Source organism: Pseudomonas sp. HD6422 (assembly GCF_025377065.1).
Classification (GTDB): Bacteria; Pseudomonadota; Gammaproteobacteria; order Pseudomonadales; family Pseudomonadaceae; genus Aquipseudomonas; species Aquipseudomonas putida_U.
In genome coordinates this window covers 53450-68435 of record NZ_JAHWIW010000011.1, presented here as the reverse complement: position 1 = coordinate 68435, position 14986 = coordinate 53450, and the positions used below count along the sequence as shown (strand labels likewise).

Genomic DNA, 14986 nt, shown 5'->3' with positions numbered 1-14986 from the left:
GGCGGTTTGAGCCACGTTCGTAGTTCATGGGAATAATGGCGGCAGCGTATGTCGGCAGTTGAAAATCTTTCCTTCGAAGTTTGCTATCCCCCCACGCTGGACTTCGGTCAGCAGCACACGCGTGAACAACTGTTGAGTTCGATGCAGATGACCATGTCGCGCCATCGAGGCGGGCCTGTGTGGTTGTTTGCTTATGGTTCGTTGATCTGGCGGCCTGAGTGCAACTCGGTCGAGCGCCAGCGGGCCCGTGTGCACGGTTATCACCGGGGGTTGTACCTGTGGTCGCACGAGCATCGCGGCACGCCGGAGACCCCTGGCCTGGTATTCGGCCTCGACCGCGGTGGTTCCTGCAGCGGCTTTGCCTACCGGCTCGATGACAGCGACCTCGAAGGGTCGTTGCTGGCATTGTGGCAGCGTGAGATGCCGTACCCGGCCTATCGGCCGCATTGGCTGAGTTGCAAGCTGGACGATGGCAGCCGTGTGCAGGCGCTGGGCTTCGTGCTGGAGCGCCACCTGCCGTGCTATGCCGGCAATCTGCCGGACCGGCTGCTCAGTCAGATCCTGGCCAGTGCCAAGGGCCGCTATGGCACTACACGCGATTACGTGGAACAGACCCTCAATGCCTTGCGCAGCCACCAGATGCCGGATCGCAACCTGGAGGCGCGCTTCAAACGCTGCCATAACCTGCGCGAGGTCTGAGCCATCGGTTGTGGCCTCTTCGCGGGCAAGCCCGCTCCCACAGGGTTTCTGCACCTCTTGATGACCGCAGAGTGCCCGCGAAGAGGTCGGAACAGCCGCGTTTATTTCACCAGCACCACCAACTTACCCACAGCCCGCCGTTGCCCCAGCGCCTCGATCGCCGCTCCGGCCTCGGCCAGTGGATACGTCTGCGATACCAATGGCTTGAGTTTCCCTTCGGCATGCCAGGCGAACAGTTGCTGGAAATTGGCCGCATTTTCCTGTGGCTGGCGCTGGGCAAATGCGCCCCAGAACACGCCCATCACTGCGGCGCCCTTGAGCAACACCAGGTTCGCTGCCATTTGCGGTATGTTGCCGCTGGCGAAGCCTACTACCAACAACCGGCCGTTCCAGGCCAGCCCGCGCACCGCCTGATCGAACAGTTCGCCACCGACCGGATCGAAGATCACGTCCACGCCTTGGCCATCGGTCAGGCGCTTGATCTCATCCTTGAGGCTCGCCTGACTGTAGTCGATGAGTTCGTCGGCCCCGGCGGCCTTGGCCACCGCCAGTTTGTCGGCATTGCTGGCCGCAGCGATCACCCGTGCGCCCATCGCCTTGCCGATTTCCACTGCCGCCAGGCCCACGCCACCAGAGGCGCCCAGTACCAGCAAGGTTTCCCCTGGCTGCAACTGGGCGCGTTGGCGCAGCGCATGCATTGAAGTGCCGTAGGTCATGGAGAAGGCGGCGGCGGTGGTGAAGTCCATGGTCGCGGGTATGGGCAGCACGTTGTAGCCAGGCACTGCCACCTGCTCGGCGAAAGCCCCCCAGCCGGTCAGGGCCATGACCCGGTCACCTACCTTGAATGACCCCGCCTTGTCGCCGACGGCTGCCACCACGCCGGCTGCCTCGCCGCCGGGCGAGAACGGCATGGGCGGCTTGAACTGGTACTTGCCTTCGATGATCAGGGTGTCGGGGAAGTTGACCCCTGCGGCGTGCACGTCGAGCAACAGTTCATTGATCTTCGGTACCGGACGGGTAACTTCGTCCAGCACCAGGTCGCGGGCCGGACCGAGGGTTTTGCACAACACAGCTTTCATCGGGGCTATTCCTTTGCGTGTAGTGGCCGATAAGTGTAGGAGGGTGGCCTGCCGGGTCAATCAGCATGGCCTGCCCTGATGGGGCGGCATAAGCCTGGGCTTGGGTTTGCACTACGCGCTGGTTAAGCTGGCGCCAATTCGTGTTGAGGAGTGAGTTCGTGAAAGCGTGGATCTTGATGGTGCTGGCCCTGATGTTGCCAGGCGTGGCGGCGGCCGAGGAAGGCAAGGAAGGCGAGCCGAAGGTGGCCTACATCAGCCTGAGCCCACCCTTCGTTGGCAACTACGCCCTCGACGGCAGCCCCAAGCTGCGCGTTTACAAGGCCGATGTGGCGCTGCGCGTGACCGGTGATGCTGCTGCCGCTGCGGTGAAGCACCACGAGCCGTTGATCCGCAACCAACTGGTGGCGCTCTTCGCTCAGCAGGGTGTGGATAACCTGAGCAACGTCGAGGCCAAGGAAAAGCTGCGCCAGGAAGCATTGAAGCAGGTACAGCAGGTGCTGGAAGCCGAAGAGGGAAAGCCGATCGTCGAGGATCTGCTGTTTAACAATCTGATTGTGCAGTGAGTCGAGCCCTTTCTACAGGCACGCATCGAGTCTGTAGAAAGGGCAACCGCCAATGCAGAGATATTGATGGACAAGCTCGTTCCCGCTCGCAAGTCTCCGTTGCACAATGATCCAGATGTAGGTTTTTTCTCTCTTTCAAGTAAGCCCGCCAAATAGCGAGTTTTTGATGTGTAGACCGGGTTAGATTCCCATGGTCTTCAAGCATCAAAGAGAGTTAGTAATGCCTTTGCGGTTTCAACCAAAGGAGGCGACGGTGCTAATGTGCGATTTCTCAGGTTTTCAGGTGCCTGAGATGGTCAAGGTTCGGCCTGTGGTCGTCATTCGCAAGCACAGTCACAATCATCAATTGGTAACGATAGTGCCGCTGAGCACGACGCGGCCGGAGCGATTGGCCGATCACCATGTTCAGTTGCCCAGCTATCTGCCAGGGTCGGCAGTATATTGCTGGGCTAAGTGCGACATGATCTATACCGTGGCAATATCCAGGCTCGACAGGTGTCGCATCAAATCGCGAGGCGTCGGTCGTGAATACTTGACGCTCACCATGGAGCCTCAACACTTTGCTGCGGTAAAGGGCGCAGTAGGTAGCTCTTTGGGCTTCAAACATCCTGCAACATAGCAGGAGGTTGCCACACGGAGGACCGATGTTAGATACTGACCCAGTTCCCGAAAGGGGCTTGTGAGACTCTGCAGATCCTGGTGCAACCAGCAATCACAGAGCTGGGCGGGTCGATAGCGATGACAAGCTGACCTGTCTGTGAGTGGGCGCCGCAAGGCGCCCTTTGTCATTATTGCGATAATTCCCCTGGATTTCTTGCCTCAGCGCACCAGCGCCACGATCGCCGTCCATTGCTCCGGCGTCACCGGCATCACCGACAACCGGCTGCCTTTCTGAACCAGCGGCAATTCCTCCAGGGCACTCTGCTGTTTCAACAAACCCAACCCCAGCACCTGGCCAAAGGTCTTCACATGGGCCACGTCCACCGCGCTCCAGGGATTTTTTTCGCTGCTGGCCTTGGCGTCGAAGTAATGGCTCTGCGGGTCCAGCGCAGTCGGGTCCGGATAGGCTGCTCGAATGATCTTCGCGACACCGGCAATGCCCGGTTGTGGGCAGCTGGAGTGGTAGAAAAAGAATTCGTCGCCTACGCTCATAGCCCTTAGGAAGTTACGCGCCTGATAATTGCGTACGCCATCCCAGCGGGCTTCGCCCAGCCGGTCCAATCCTTCGATCGAAAGCTCGTCTGGCTCGGATTTCATCAGCCAATAGGCCATGGAAAGGTGCTCCTGACAAAGTCTGAAATAACTAGTTGCATGAAACCGACATACGGCTGACGTCAACGTTTGCGTGTCGTCTCAGGTTGTCGGAAAATGCGCGCGTTTTGAAGCTTGATGCTCCGGCGACACCCTAAGAAGGTCACCGAGCCTGAACCATTGCCTAGGGGGGCAATCTTCGATGAATCAGCGCAAACCGGACCTGCTTTGGGTCCTGGTCTTCATCTTTGGTCTTGGCGTGGTCACCACCGGTTACGCCCAGGGTTTCTGGGAACGCAAGCTCGACACCGCTGCCTATCAGGCGCCGGTCGAGGCGAGCGCACAGCAGCGCTGATCCGTCTTCATTTCGGCGCCAGGTACCACCCGCGGTCCGAGACCGTACCTTGCAAGGGTACGTCCCAACTCGCCTGCGCCAGCCGCTCTACCTTCTGGCATTCATGGGCCAGTCCCAGCAGCAAAGGCTTCTTCCAAGCCTTGCGCCGCGCCTGATAGGCCAGGCTGCGATCATAGAAGCCGCCGCCCATGCCCAGCCGGCCACCGACTTCGTCGAACCCCACCAGCGGCAGCAGGATCAGGTCCAGGGCCCAGATCGGCCGTTGGCGCTTGCGTTCGATCAGCGGTTCAGGGATGCGAAAGCGATTGCGGCGCAGTTTTTCGCCTTGCTCGAAACGCTGGAACACCATGCGCGTGCGCGGCCACGCGTGCAGGACCGGCAGGTAAGTGCGTTTACCCCGGCGCTGGGCCTCGCGCAGCAGCAGGCGGGGATCTATCTCGCCATCATTGGGCAGGTACAGGGCTATGTGCCGGGCGCGACGGAACAGCGGATGCTGCGCCAGTTGCCGATACAGCCCCTGGGCGGCCCGGCGTTGCTGGGCAGGCGTGAGGGCGCGGCGGGCGTTGCGGAGCAGGCGGCGAAGCTGAGGGCGGGTGAGCGGCGCGGTGTCGGTCATGGCACGGGCGATCCCAGGTGTGCTGGCCGGTACTGCCGGCCAAACGAAATTGCCCGCCGGAAAGGCGGGCAAGAGCAATCAGGCTCCCCGATAAGACCGCTATCGGTGTAGCCCTTGAACCCGAAAGTTCAAGGTGGAGATTGCAGGGGGCGTTAAGGCTTTCCGTCGGGCGGACATGCACACCGGCCCCAGCGTGCAACCCCCGTGGTTGTGCGTATCGGCTCAGGGACATAACCGACTGGCGCATCCCCCAGGGAGTGGCGCCAGTATAACAACCTCAGCTGTTTTTGGTACCCGGATCGTCGGCCAATGCGCTATCGACTCTTTCCAGCAGGTCGCGGACCTGCTCACGGGTGGTGCCGGTGGCCGCAGTGGCCGGGGTTTCCTGGCGGTGCAGCATCTCGTGGGTGATGTTCAGCGCTGCCATCACGGCAATGCGGTCCGCGCCGATCACCTTGCCGCTGCTACGGATCTCGCGCATCTTGCCATCGAGGTAGCGCGCGGCGCTGACCAGGTTGTTGCGCTCTTCCGGCGGGCAGATGATCGAATACTCCTTGTCGAGGATCTGCACGGTGACGCTATTGCTTGAACTCATGAGTCTTGCTCCAGGGCCTTGAGGCGTAAAATCATCGACTCGACCTTGCGCCTCGCGATCTCGTTCTTTTCGATGAGGTGGGCGCGCTCCTCGCGCCAGGATTTTTCCTGAGCTACTAGGAGTGCATTTTGCCGTTTAAGTTGCTCGACGCGTTCGATCAGCAACTCGAATCGGCTCATCAGCGCTTGCAGGTCGTTCTCTTGCGTGGGTTGCACTCGATTCGCTCCGTCGTTGACTCACCCGGCAATGATGCCTGTCCCTGAACGGCAACGGCCAGTGCAGATGGTCTTGGCGCGCCTGCCGATGCTAGGATACAAGGTCTTCATTCTAGTCAAACGCGCCGTCTGGCGCCTAGCCGCCCATGCCCAATACCCAATCGCCTTACACCGCCTTCGCTGCGTTGCTCTCGAGCAATGGCCACCCTGTTTCCCCCGCCGAGCTGCATGGCCTGTTGATCGGCCGTAGCTGCGCCGGTGCCGGCTTCGATGCCGACGCCTGGCTGGCCGATGCCGCCGGGGTGCTGGAAAACGAGCCGCAGGACAACGTCCGCGCCGCCTTGGTCGGCCTGCAGGAAATGGTCAAGACCGAACTCACCGGTGAAGACATCGCCATCGTGCTGCTGCTGCCAAGCGACGACGCCCCGTTGGGCGAGCGCGCCACCGCCCTTGGCCAGTGGTGCCAGGGCTTCATCACCGGCTTCGGGCTGAACGCCGGGGGCAAGGACCTGTCCACCGAAGCGAAGGAAGTGCTGCAGGATCTGGTCGCCATCTCCCAGGTGCAAGACGCACTGGAAGAGTCCGAGGACGGCGAGAGCGACTACATGGAAGTCATGGAGTACCTGCGCGTCGCGCCGCTGTTGCTGTACACGGAGCTGGCCGCGCCGGTCGCGCCCGCGCCAAAACCATCGCTGCACTGATCAATCGGGGGTAAGTTCTGCCCATGAGCCACATACCCAAGGCCGAGTATGCCCGTCGGCGCAAGGCGCTGATGGCGCAGATGGTCCCCAACAGCATTGCCATCCTGCCGGCTGCCGCGGTTGCGATCCGCAACCGTGACGTCGAGCATGTCTATCGCCAGGACAGCGATTTCCAGTACCTCAGTGGCTTCCCCGAGCCTGAGGCTGTCATCGCGCTGATCCCGGGCCGTGAGCACGGCGAGTACGTACTGTTCTGCCGCGAACGCAATGCCGAACGCGAGCAGTGGGATGGCCTGCGTGCCGGTCAGGAAGGCGCGATCCGTGACTTCGGCGCCGACGATGCTTTTCCGATCACCGACATCGACGAGATACTGCCGGGTCTGATCGAAGGCCGCGAACGGGTCTACAGCGCCATGGGCAGCAATCCTGAGTTCGACCGGCGGCTGATGGACTGGATCAACCTGATCCGCTCCAAGGCGCGCCTGGGTGCCCAGCCGCCGAACGAATTCGTTGCCCTGGATCATCTGCTGCATGACATGCGGCTGTATAAATCGGCGGCAGAGGTCAAGGTGATGCGGGTGGCCGCGGAGATTTCCGCTCAGGCCCATGTGCGTGCCATGCAAGCCTGTCGAGCGGGGCTGCACGAGTACAGCCTGGAAGCCGAGTTGGACTATGTCTTTCGCAAAGGTGGGGCGAAGATGCCGGCCTACGGCTCGATCGTCGCGGCCGGGCGCAATGGCTGCATCCTGCACTACCAGCAGAACGACGCCGTGCTCAAGGACGGCGATCTGGTGCTGATCGACGCAGGCTGCGAGATCGACTGCTACGCCAGCGATATCACCCGCACCTTCCCGGTCAGCGGGCGTTTCTCGCCAGAGCAGAAGGCCATCTACGAACTGGTGCTCAAAGCCCAGGCCGCGGCCTTTGCCGAGATCGCACCGGGCAAGCACTGGAACCACGCCCACGAAGCGACCGTTCGGGTCATCACCGAGGGCCTGGTGGAGTTGGGGCTGCTCAAGGGCGAGGTGCAGGCGCTGATCGACAGCGAAGCCTATCGCGCTTTCTACATGCACCGTGCCGGGCACTGGCTGGGCATGGATGTGCACGATGTCGGCGAGTACAAGGTCGGCGGCCAGTGGCGGGTGCTTGAGCCGGGCATGGCGTTGACCGTGGAACCCGGCATCTACATTGCCGCCGACAACCAAGCCGTGGCCAAGAAGTGGCGCGGTATCGGCATCAGGATCGAGGACGATGTGGTGGTAACCAGGCAAGGCTGTGAAATTCTCACCTCGGGTGTGCCGCGGACCGTGGCCGAGATCGAGGCATTGATGCAGGCTGCGCGCCAGGACGCCGCATGAGTCGGGTCAACCTGGCGATCATCGGCGGCGGGCTGGTCGGTGCGAGCCTTGCCCTGGCCCTGCAGGCTGGCGCCAAGGCGCGCGGCTGGAAGATCCTGCTGATCGAACCGTTCGCACCCGGCGACAGCTTCCAGCCCAGCTACGATGCGCGTTCTTCGGCGTTGTCCTTCGGCACCCAGCAGATCTACCAGCAACTGGGTCTGTGGCAGGCCATTGGCCGCCGCGCCGAGCCTATTCGGCAGATCCACGTATCCGATCGCGGTCGTTTCGGCGCCACGCGCCTGGATGCTCTTGAAGAGGGCGTGCCGGCGCTCGGCTATGTGGTCGAGAACGCCTGGCTTGGCCAGTGCCTGTGGCAGGGCCTGGACAGCGAAGTGGTCAGCTGGCGCTGCCCGGCCGAAGTCGTGGCGATGCAGGCGATCGAAGGTGGCTACCGGCTGCAACTGGATGACGATACCCATGTGGAATGCGACCTGGCGGTGCTGGCCGACGGTGGTCGCTCGGGCCTGCGTGAGCAACTGGGCATTCACGTGCGCCGCACGCCGTACGAGCAAAGCGCGCTGATCGCCAACATCACTCCCGGCGAAGCCCACTGCGGGCAGGCCTTCGAGCGATTCACCGAACAGGGGCCGATGGCCTTGCTGCCGCTGCCTGACAATCGCTGCGCGCTGGTCTGGACCCGCCAGGGGATGGACGCCCAGCGCTTGGCGGAGATCGACGAGCGGGCCTTCCTGCGTGAGCTGCAAGCGGCCTTTGGCTATCGCCTCGGTGCGTTGCGCCAGGTCGGTGCGCGTCACCTGTACCCGCTGGCGCTGGTCGAGGCCGAAGAACAGATACGTCCGCACCTGGTGGTGCTGGGCAACGCGGCGCATAGCCTGCATCCGATTGCCGGCCAGGGTTTCAACCTGTCACTGCGGGACGTGCAGGTGCTGGCCGATGCCTTGCTTGCCGGCCCTCGGCATCCGGGCGACCTTGCGACCTTGCAGGCCTATCACCAGCGCCAGCGCCTGGACCAGGCCCTGACCATCGGCTTTTCCGACCAGGTCACCCGACTGTTCGGTAGCGCCCAACCGGTGCTGGCCGCGGGCCGCAACATCGGCCTGCTCGGGCTTGACCTGTTGCCGCCGGCAAAAAGCTGGTTCGCCCGCCAGGCCATGGGCCTGGGTACTCGCCCCGATGCGCGGGGCAGGGTATGAGCAACCCACGTCGGCTGGCACGCCGGGCCCGCATGCTGCGGTGGCTGCTGAACCTCTATCCGCCCTACCTCGGTGCCGGTATCCGCATCCAGCATATCGGCGCGGACATGCGCACTGCCCGGGTGCGGATGAAACTGACACGCTGGAACCGCAACTACGTTGGCACCCAGTTCGGTGGCAGCTTGTACTCGATGGTCGACCCGTTCTACATGCTGTTGCTGATGGAGCAGTTGGGCCGCGACTACATCGTCTGGGACAAGGCTGCGAGCATCGACTTCATCGCCCCGGGCAAGGGCCCGGTGTACGCCGAGTTCCAACTCGACGACGCCTTGCTGGACGACATCCGCCAGCAGACCGCCCATGGCAAGAAGCACTTGCCGCGATTGCAGGTCGATATCCGCGACGGCGCCGGCGAGCTGGTGGCGCGGGTCGACAAAACCCTATACGTGCGGCTCAAGCCGCAAGCGAGGCAGGCGTAAGGCATGGAAATGCGCGCAGATCTGTTGATTGTCGGTGCCGGTATGGTCGGCAGCGCCCTGGCCCTGGCCTTGCGCCACAGCGGCCTGGAAGTCCTCCTGCTCGACGGCGGCCCGCTGGCGGTCAAGCCGTTCGATGCCCAGGCACCTTTCGAGCCGCGGGTCAGCGCCTTGTCGGCGGCCAGCCAGCGCATCCTCGAGCGCCTCGGTGCCTGGGACGGCATTGCCCAGCGGCGTTGCACGCCCTATTCGGACATGCAGGTCTGGGATGGTAGCGGCACTGGGCAGATTCACTTCTCCGCCGCCAGCGTGCACGCTCAAGTGCTGGGGCATATCGTCGAAAACCGTGTGGTGCAGGACGGCTTGCTCGAGCGCTTGCACGACAGTGATGTCGGCTTGCTGGCCAATGCCCGCGTCGAGCACCTGCGTCGTTCGGGGGACGAGTGGCTGCTGACCTTGGCGGATGGCCGGCGCCTGCGTGCGCCGCTGGTGGTGGCTGCCGACGGCGCCAATTCGGCGATACGGCGCCTGGCCGGGTGCGCGACCCGCGAATGGGATTACCTGCACCACGCCATCGTCACCAGCGTGCGCTGCAGTGCGCCGCACCAGGGCACTGCCTGGCAGCGCTTCACCGACGAGGGGCCGCTGGCTTTCCTGCCGCTGTCGCGAGATGGCCGGCAGGATTGGTGCTCGATCGTCTGGTCGACCACACCGGAACACGCCGAACAGCTCATGGGCTTGGACGATGTGGCCTTCTGCACGGCCCTGGAGCGTGCCTTCGAGGGCCGCCTGGGGCAGGTACTGCAAGCCGATCCGCGGCTCAGCGTGCCGTTGCGCCAACGCCATGCCAAGCGCTACGTGGACGAAGGCCTGGCGCTGATCGGCGACGCAGCGCACACCATTCACCCATTGGCCGGGCAGGGCGTCAACCTGGGCTTTCTCGATGCCGCGGTGCTGGCCGAGGTACTGGTCAATGCCTGCGAGCGGGGAGAGCGTCTGGCCGATGTGAAGGTGCTCAGCCGATATGAGCGCAGGCGCATGCCGCATAACCTGGCATTGATGGCGGCGATGGAAGGCTTCGAGCGGTTGTTCCAGGCCAATCCGCTGCCGCTGCGTTGGTTGCGCAACAGTGGATTGAAGCTGGTGCAGCAGATGCCTGAGGCCAAGGCGTTGTTCGTACGTCAGGCGCTGGGGCTTTCCGGGGATCTGCCGGAGTTGGCCAAGGCTTGAGCTCGACGGGGCCGGTTTGCGGTCCGATCGCCGGATAAGCCGGCTCACACAGGTTCAGCGCGCGGCGTTGCAACATCCGGTAACGGCTCCGTGGGTGAGCCGGAAAATGGGATTCACTACCATTCGCACCTCTCTACGATCCCGAGGAGCGTTTCCGATGTTGCCACGCAAGCCCCTACTGGCCGCTTTGGCCCTGTCCCTGTTCGGCGGCGCTGCCCAGGCCGCTGACGAAGTGGTGGTGTATTCCTCGCGCATCGACGAGCTGATCAAGCCGGTGTTCGACGCCTACACGGCCAAGACTGGCGTCCAGATCAAGTTCATCACCGACAAAGAAGCGCCGCTGATGCAACGCATCAAGGCCGAGGGTGAAAACGGTGTGGCCGACCTGCTGCTCACCGTCGATGCCGGCAACCTCTGGCAGGCGGAGCAGATGGGCATCCTGCAACCGTTCCAGTCGAGTGTGATCGACCAGAACATTCCGCCACAGTATCGCGCCTCGTCCCACGCATGGACTGGCCTGAGCCTGCGCGCACGGACCATCATCTACGCCACCGACCGGGTCAAGCCAGAAGAACTGAGCACTTACGAAGCCCTGGCTGACAAGCAATGGGAAGGTCGTCTGTGCCTACGCACGGCGAAGAAGGTCTACAACCAGTCGCTGACCGCTACCCTGATCGAGACCCACGGCGAGGCCAAGGCCGAGCAGATCGTCAAGGGCTGGGTCAACAACCTGTCCACTGACGTGTTCTCTGACGACAACGCCGTGATCCAGGCGGTCGAGGCCGGCCAGTGCGACGTCGGGGTGGTCAACACCTATTACTATGGGCGCATGCACAAGGCCAACCCTGAACTCGCGGTGAAGCTCTTCTGGCCTAACCAGAACGACCGTGGCGTGCACGTCAATCTGTCGGGTATCGGCCTGACCAAGCATGCCCCGCACCCGGAGGCGGCCAAGGCTCTGGTCGAGTGGATGACTGGCGAGCAGGCGCAGAAGCTGTTCGCCGACATCAATCAGGAATTCCCGGCCAATCCGAAGGTAAAGCCCTCGGACGAGGTCGCGGCCTGGGGTAGCTTCAAGGCCGACAGCATCCCGGTGGAAATTGCCGGCAAGCGCCAGGCCGAGGCTATTCGCCTGATGGACCGGGCTGGCTGGAACTGAGTTAATCTTCGGGGCCTGTAAAGGCCCCATCGCCGGCGGTCGCATCCCATTACCGAGACCAAAGCATTGCCCCATACCCGCCAACGCCGCTGGTACCTCCCGGTCGGCTTGATCGCCGCCCTGGTGCTGCTGCCGCTGAGCGTATTGCTGCTGGCCTGGCAGTCGATCGATACGCAGATCTGGTCGCACCTGCTCGACACCCAGATGAGCCGTCTACTGGGCAACACCCTGGCCCTGGTGCTGGGCGTCGGCGTCGGCGTCACCGCGCTCGGAGTGAGCCTGGCTTGGCTCACCAGCCTCTGCCAGTTCCCTGGCCGGCGCTGGCTCGACTGGGCGCTCATGCTGCCGTTCGCCATCCCCGCCTATGTGCTGGCGTTCGTCTTCGTCGGGCTGCTGGATTTCGCCGGTCCCGTGCAGAGTGCCTTGCGCGAGGTGTTCGGCCCCATGCGCCTGCCGCGGGTGCGCTCCACGGGGGGCGTCATCGTGGTGCTGGTGCTGGTGTTCTACCCGTACGTCTACCTGTTGGCGCGTACCGCTTTCCTGGCCCAGGGCAAGGGTTTGATGGAAGCGGCGAGGGTGCTCGGTCTGTCACCGCTTCAGGCCTTCTGGCGGGTAGCCTTGCCCATGGCGCGCCCGGCCATCGGTGCCGGCATCGCCTTGGCGCTGATGGAAACCCTGGCCGACTTCGGCGCGGTAGCGGTGTTCAATTTCGATACCTTCACCACTGCCATCTACAAGACCTGGTATGGCTTCTTCAGCCTGTCCAGCGCGGCGCAGTTGGCGAGCCTGCTGCTGCTGGCCGTGATGCTGGTGCTGTATGGCGAGCGTCGCGCCCGTGGCGCCAGCCACAGCGGCAATGAACGCCCACGTGTCCAGGCGCTGTATCACCTGCGTGGCTACAAGGCCGTGCTGGCGAGCGGTTGGTGCTTGCTGGTGTTCGCCTGTGCGTTCGTCATCCCGCTGCTGCAACTGCTGGTGTGGTGTTGGCAGCGCGGTCGCCACGATCTGGACGAGCGCTACTTCGGATTGGTCATGCATACCCTGTATCTGGGCTGCCTGGCTGCACTGTTGACGGTGGGCGTGGCCCTGTTGCTGGCCTTTGCCAGGCGCCAGGCTCCCAGCGGGGCGATCCGCGCCGGTGTGGGCATCGCCAACCTGGGCTACGCCTTGCCCGGCTCGGTGCTGGCGGTGGCGATCATGCTGGCTTTCAGTTACCTCGACAATCATTGGGTAATCCCGCTGTCGAGCTGGCTGGGTGGTGCCGGCAAGCCGCTGTTGCTGGGCAGTATCGGCGCTTTGCTGTTGGCTTATCTGGTGCGTTTCATCGCCGTGGCCTACGGGCCGTTGGAAAGCAGCCTGGCGCGTATCCGCCCGTCACTGCCCGAGGCCTCGCGCAGCCTCGGCGTGGGCGGGACGAAGTTGTTCTTCAAGGTCTATCTGCCACTGCTGGTGCCCGGTGCGCTGAGCGCCGGGCTGCTGGTATTCGTCGATGTGCTCAAGGAAATGCCGGCCACCTTGCTGATGCGTCCGTTCGGCTGGGATACCCTGGCAGTGCGGGTGTTCGAGATGACCAGCGAGGGCGAATGGGCTCGCGCGTCGCTGCCGGCTCTGACCCTGGTGCTGGTAGGGCTGTTGCCGGTCATCGGCTTGATTCGCCGTTCCGCCAAGCAGCCCGGTCACAGTCACTAGAGGTGCCAGCCCGCGTCCTTGCGGCTACAATGCGCGGCATTCTCGCGGCGACACCTAACAACAACAGCTGATGACCACGGGTCATCACCCGCCGCCGCTTCGCCACGCCCGGAAGGAGAAACCCATGGGACAGCGCACGCTATTGTATGATCTGCACCTGGCACTTGGCGCCAAGACCGTCGATTTTGGCGGCTGGGACATGCCCTTGCACTATGGTTCGCAGGTCGAGGAGCACCACCAGGTGCGCAGCGATTGTGGCGTCTTCGATGTCTCCCACATGACCGTCATCGATATCACCGGCAGCGATGCGCGGCCCTGGCTGCAGTATCTGCTGGCCAACGATGTCGGCCGGCTCGACGACGTCGGTCAGGCGCTGTACAGCCCCTTGTTGAACGAACAAGGCGGAGTCATCGACGATCTCATCGCCTACAGTACTGAAACCGGCTATCGCCTGGTGACCAATGCCGCCACCCGGGCGAAAGTCCTGGCTTGGCTGGAGCAACAGCGCGCAGGTTTTGCCGTGGACGTCGAGGTGCGCCCGGACCTTGCCATCCTTGCCATCCAGGGCCCTCAAGCGCGTGACAAGGTGGCAGCATTGCTCAGTGCCTCGCGCGCTGCGCTGATTCGCGAGCTGCGCCCGTTCGAAGGTGTGCGCGAAGGTGACTGGTTCATCGCCCGCACCGGCTACACCGGTGAGGACGGTCTGGAGATCATCCTTCCTGGCGACGAGGCAGTGGGCTTCTTCAACGACCTGGTGGGCGCCGGTATCGCTCCCAGCGGCCTTGGCGCGCGCGACACGCTGCGTCTGGAGGCCGGTATGAATCTCTACGGCCAGGATATCGACGAGACCCACACCCCGCTCACCTCCAACCTGGGTTGGTGCATCGCCTGGGAACCCGCCGAGCGCGAGTTCATCGGTCGCGCTGCGCTGCTGGCGGAAATCGAGCAGGGAGTGCAGAGCAAACTGGTCGGTCTGGTGCTCGAAGAGCGTGGCGTGTTGCGTGCCCACCAGGTGGTGCGTGTCGCCGGGATTGGCGAAGGAGAGATCACCAGTGGTAGTTTCTCGCCTACGCTGAGCAAATCCATCGCCCTGGCGCGTGTGCCGATGGCCACCGGTGACCGTGCCGAGGTCGAAATACGCGGCAAGTGGTACCCGGTGCGGGTGGTCAAGCCGACCTTCGTGCGCCACGGCAAGATTTTGATCTGAACAACTAATCATTGGCGGGCCGACCGCTGACCCTATCGAGGAATTCAAGACATGAGCAATATCCCCGCCGATCTGCGTTTCGCCGAAAGCCACGAGTGGGCGCGCCTGGAGGCCGATGGCACGGTGACCGTGGGCATCAGCGACCACGCCCAGCAGGCTCTGGGTGACGTGGTGTTCGTCGAACTGGCAGAGGTTGGCAAGGTCTTCGCCGCTGGCGATGCCGCAGGTGTGGTCGAGTCGGTCAAGGCCGCTTCGGACATCTACGCGCCGGTTTCCGGTGAAGTGATCGCCGTCAACGATGAGCTGGCCGACAGCCCGGAGCTGCTCAACGACGAGCCCTACGATTCGTGGATCTTCAAACTGAAGCCGAGCGACAAGACTGAGCTGGAAAAACTGCTGGATGCCGCTGGCTACAAGGCTGCCATCGGCGAGTGAGACGGTGTCGCACTCTTCGCGGGCAAGCCCGCTCCCACAGGTACGGCGCAGGTTTTTGGCCTGTCGTTGATCTGTAGGAGCCGGCTTGCCGGCGATGGCATCGGGCCGGCAACAGCAAGTTTCCCCGCAGAATCGGCAATCCTTCCTAGACTTAAGAGTCTC

The 14986-nt window shown here is 63.2% G+C and carries 18 protein-coding genes and 1 other RNA gene; 13 read left to right on the top strand and 6 right to left on the bottom strand.

Annotated features, from left to right (window positions below; genetic code table 11):
• Nucleotides 1-48: 48 nt before the first annotated feature.
• Nucleotides 49-699, top strand: a complete 651-nt coding sequence (locus tag KY379_RS10235; RefSeq protein ID WP_133325306.1) for a gamma-glutamylcyclotransferase — start codon at nucleotides 49-51, stop codon at nucleotides 697-699.
• Nucleotides 700-800: 101 nt separating this feature from the next.
• Here the strand turns inward: KY379_RS10235 and KY379_RS10230 are convergent, their stop codons facing one another.
• The gene (locus tag KY379_RS10230; RefSeq protein ID WP_261239198.1) at nucleotides 801-1778 is read right to left on the bottom strand and encodes an NADPH:quinone oxidoreductase family protein; all 978 of its coding nucleotides are present in this window, start codon (nucleotides 1776-1778) and stop codon (nucleotides 801-803) included.
• 158 nt (nucleotides 1779-1936) lie between these two features.
• Here KY379_RS10230 and KY379_RS10225 point away from each other — a divergent pair, with 158 nt between their 5' ends.
• Together KY379_RS10225 and KY379_RS10220 are read left to right on the top strand one after the other, a co-directional pair.
• A complete protein-coding gene (locus KY379_RS10225) occupies nucleotides 1937-2341 on the top strand; it encodes a flagellar basal body-associated protein FliL (protein WP_133325302.1) in 405 nt (134 codons plus the stop codon).
• 190 nt (nucleotides 2342-2531) lie between these two features.
• Nucleotides 2532-2960 carry a type II toxin-antitoxin system PemK/MazF family toxin gene (locus KY379_RS10220; RefSeq protein WP_306466388.1) on the top strand — a complete coding sequence of 143 codons (429 nt, stop codon included), beginning with the start codon at nucleotides 2532-2534 and terminating at the stop codon, nucleotides 2958-2960.
• 200 nt (nucleotides 2961-3160) lie between these two features.
• Here KY379_RS10220 and KY379_RS10215 read toward each other — a convergent pair whose 3' ends face one another.
• The gene (locus KY379_RS10215; protein ID WP_261239197.1) at nucleotides 3161-3613 is read right to left on the bottom strand and encodes an EVE domain-containing protein; all 453 of its coding nucleotides are present in this window, start codon (nucleotides 3611-3613) and stop codon (nucleotides 3161-3163) included.
• 181 nt (nucleotides 3614-3794) lie between these two features.
• Here KY379_RS10215 and KY379_RS10210 point away from each other — a divergent pair, with 181 nt between their 5' ends.
• Complete coding sequence (locus tag KY379_RS10210) at nucleotides 3795-3947, top strand: hypothetical protein (RefSeq protein ID WP_165976032.1); 153 nt, start codon at nucleotides 3795-3797, stop codon at nucleotides 3945-3947.
• A gap of 7 nt (nucleotides 3948-3954) precedes the next feature.
• On the opposite strand, the gene KY379_RS10205 is transcribed toward KY379_RS10210, so the two are convergent.
• The 4 genes from KY379_RS10205 to KY379_RS10190 form a co-directional block, all read right to left on the bottom strand.
• On the bottom strand, nucleotides 3955-4563 hold the full coding sequence (locus KY379_RS10205; RefSeq protein ID WP_261239323.1) for a 5-formyltetrahydrofolate cyclo-ligase: 609 nt from the start codon (nucleotides 4561-4563) through the stop codon (nucleotides 3955-3957).
• An 80-nt stretch (nucleotides 4564-4643) separates the two neighbouring features.
• A non-coding RNA gene (ssrS, locus tag KY379_RS10200) (6S RNA) lies at nucleotides 4644-4823 on the bottom strand.
• A 17-nt stretch (nucleotides 4824-4840) separates the two neighbouring features.
• Nucleotides 4841-5158, bottom strand: coding sequence for a cell division protein ZapA (locus tag KY379_RS10195; RefSeq protein WP_133325298.1), 318 nt, complete (start codon nucleotides 5156-5158; stop codon nucleotides 4841-4843).
• Nucleotides 5155-5337, bottom strand: a complete 183-nt coding sequence (locus KY379_RS10190; protein ID WP_033693939.1) for a TIGR02449 family protein — start codon at nucleotides 5335-5337, stop codon at nucleotides 5155-5157. Before KY379_RS10190 ends, KY379_RS10195 begins: the two co-directional genes overlap by 4 nt.
• 182 nt (nucleotides 5338-5519) lie before the next feature.
• Here KY379_RS10190 and KY379_RS10185 point away from each other — a divergent pair, with 182 nt between their 5' ends.
• The 9 genes from KY379_RS10185 (at nucleotide 5520) to gcvH (ending at nucleotide 14824) form a co-directional block, all read left to right on the top strand.
• Complete coding sequence (locus KY379_RS10185) at nucleotides 5520-6074, top strand: YecA family protein (protein WP_133325296.1); 555 nt, start codon at nucleotides 5520-5522, stop codon at nucleotides 6072-6074.
• Nucleotides 6075-6097: 23 nt separating this feature from the next.
• Nucleotides 6098-7432 carry a Xaa-Pro aminopeptidase gene (gene pepP, locus KY379_RS10180; RefSeq protein WP_261239187.1) on the top strand — a complete coding sequence of 445 codons (1335 nt, stop codon included), beginning with the start codon at nucleotides 6098-6100 and terminating at the stop codon, nucleotides 7430-7432.
• Nucleotides 7429-8628 (top strand): 2-octaprenyl-6-methoxyphenyl hydroxylase, encoded by a 1200-nt coding sequence (gene ubiH / locus KY379_RS10175; protein WP_133325292.1) that lies wholly within the window; start codon nucleotides 7429-7431, stop codon nucleotides 8626-8628. Before pepP ends, ubiH begins: the two co-directional genes overlap by 4 nt.
• Nucleotides 8625-9107 carry a DUF4442 domain-containing protein gene (locus tag KY379_RS10170; RefSeq protein ID WP_133325290.1) on the top strand — a complete coding sequence of 161 codons (483 nt, stop codon included), beginning with the start codon at nucleotides 8625-8627 and terminating at the stop codon, nucleotides 9105-9107. The genes ubiH and KY379_RS10170 overlap by 4 nt, the downstream gene beginning before the upstream one ends.
• A 9-nt stretch (nucleotides 9108-9116) precedes the next feature.
• Nucleotides 9117-10334, top strand: a complete 1218-nt coding sequence (locus KY379_RS10165) for a 2-octaprenyl-3-methyl-6-methoxy-1,4-benzoquinol hydroxylase (protein WP_165976036.1) — start codon at nucleotides 9117-9119, stop codon at nucleotides 10332-10334.
• Between the two features lie 157 nt (nucleotides 10335-10491).
• The gene (locus KY379_RS10160) at nucleotides 10492-11493 is read left to right on the top strand and encodes an extracellular solute-binding protein (RefSeq protein WP_133325286.1); all 1002 of its coding nucleotides are present in this window, start codon (nucleotides 10492-10494) and stop codon (nucleotides 11491-11493) included.
• A 66-nt stretch (nucleotides 11494-11559) separates the two neighbouring features.
• Nucleotides 11560-13182 carry an ABC transporter permease gene (locus KY379_RS10155; protein ID WP_261239183.1) on the top strand — a complete coding sequence of 541 codons (1623 nt, stop codon included), beginning with the start codon at nucleotides 11560-11562 and terminating at the stop codon, nucleotides 13180-13182.
• A gap of 124 nt (nucleotides 13183-13306) precedes the next feature.
• Nucleotides 13307-14389, top strand: a complete 1083-nt coding sequence (gene gcvT, locus KY379_RS10150) for a glycine cleavage system aminomethyltransferase GcvT (RefSeq protein ID WP_133325282.1) — start codon at nucleotides 13307-13309, stop codon at nucleotides 14387-14389.
• A gap of 51 nt (nucleotides 14390-14440) precedes the next feature.
• A complete protein-coding gene (gcvH, locus tag KY379_RS10145; protein ID WP_133325280.1) occupies nucleotides 14441-14824 on the top strand; it encodes a glycine cleavage system protein GcvH in 384 nt (127 codons plus the stop codon).
• Nucleotides 14825-14986 lie beyond the last annotated feature (162 nt).

Bases quoted from the DNA above. Each gene is read 5' to 3' on its own strand.
- KY379_RS10170 (WP_133325290.1), top strand. From the start codon at position 8,625: ATGAGCAACCCACGTCGGCTGGCACGCCGGGCCCGCATGCTGCGGTGG.
- KY379_RS10190 (WP_033693939.1), bottom strand. From the start codon at position 5,337: ATGAGCCGATTCGAGTTGCTGATCGAACGCGTCGAGCAACTTAAACGG.
- KY379_RS10195 (WP_133325298.1), bottom strand. From the start codon at position 5,158: ATGAGTTCAAGCAATAGCGTCACCGTGCAGATCCTCGACAAGGAGTAT.
- gcvT (WP_133325282.1), top strand. From the start codon at position 13,307: ATGGGACAGCGCACGCTATTGTATGATCTGCACCTGGCACTTGGCGCC.
- KY379_RS10235 (WP_133325306.1), top strand. From the start codon at position 49: ATGTCGGCAGTTGAAAATCTTTCCTTCGAAGTTTGCTATCCCCCCACG.
- pepP (WP_261239187.1), top strand. From the start codon at position 6,098: ATGAGCCACATACCCAAGGCCGAGTATGCCCGTCGGCGCAAGGCGCTG.
- KY379_RS10210 (WP_165976032.1), top strand. From the start codon at position 3,795: ATGAATCAGCGCAAACCGGACCTGCTTTGGGTCCTGGTCTTCATCTTT.
- KY379_RS10160 (WP_133325286.1), top strand. From the start codon at position 10,492: ATGTTGCCACGCAAGCCCCTACTGGCCGCTTTGGCCCTGTCCCTGTTC.
- KY379_RS10220 (WP_306466388.1), top strand. From the start codon at position 2,532: ATGGTCTTCAAGCATCAAAGAGAGTTAGTAATGCCTTTGCGGTTTCAA.
- KY379_RS10165 (WP_165976036.1), top strand. From the start codon at position 9,117: ATGCGCGCAGATCTGTTGATTGTCGGTGCCGGTATGGTCGGCAGCGCC.
- KY379_RS10185 (WP_133325296.1), top strand. From the start codon at position 5,520: ATGCCCAATACCCAATCGCCTTACACCGCCTTCGCTGCGTTGCTCTCG.
- KY379_RS10230 (WP_261239198.1), bottom strand. From the start codon at position 1,778: ATGAAAGCTGTGTTGTGCAAAACCCTCGGTCCGGCCCGCGACCTGGTG.
- gcvH (WP_133325280.1), top strand. From the start codon at position 14,441: ATGAGCAATATCCCCGCCGATCTGCGTTTCGCCGAAAGCCACGAGTGG.
- ubiH (WP_133325292.1), top strand. From the start codon at position 7,429: ATGAGTCGGGTCAACCTGGCGATCATCGGCGGCGGGCTGGTCGGTGCG.
- KY379_RS10215 (WP_261239197.1), bottom strand. From the start codon at position 3,613: ATGGCCTATTGGCTGATGAAATCCGAGCCAGACGAGCTTTCGATCGAA.
- KY379_RS10205 (WP_261239323.1), bottom strand. From the start codon at position 4,563: ATGACCGACACCGCGCCGCTCACCCGCCCTCAGCTTCGCCGCCTGCTC.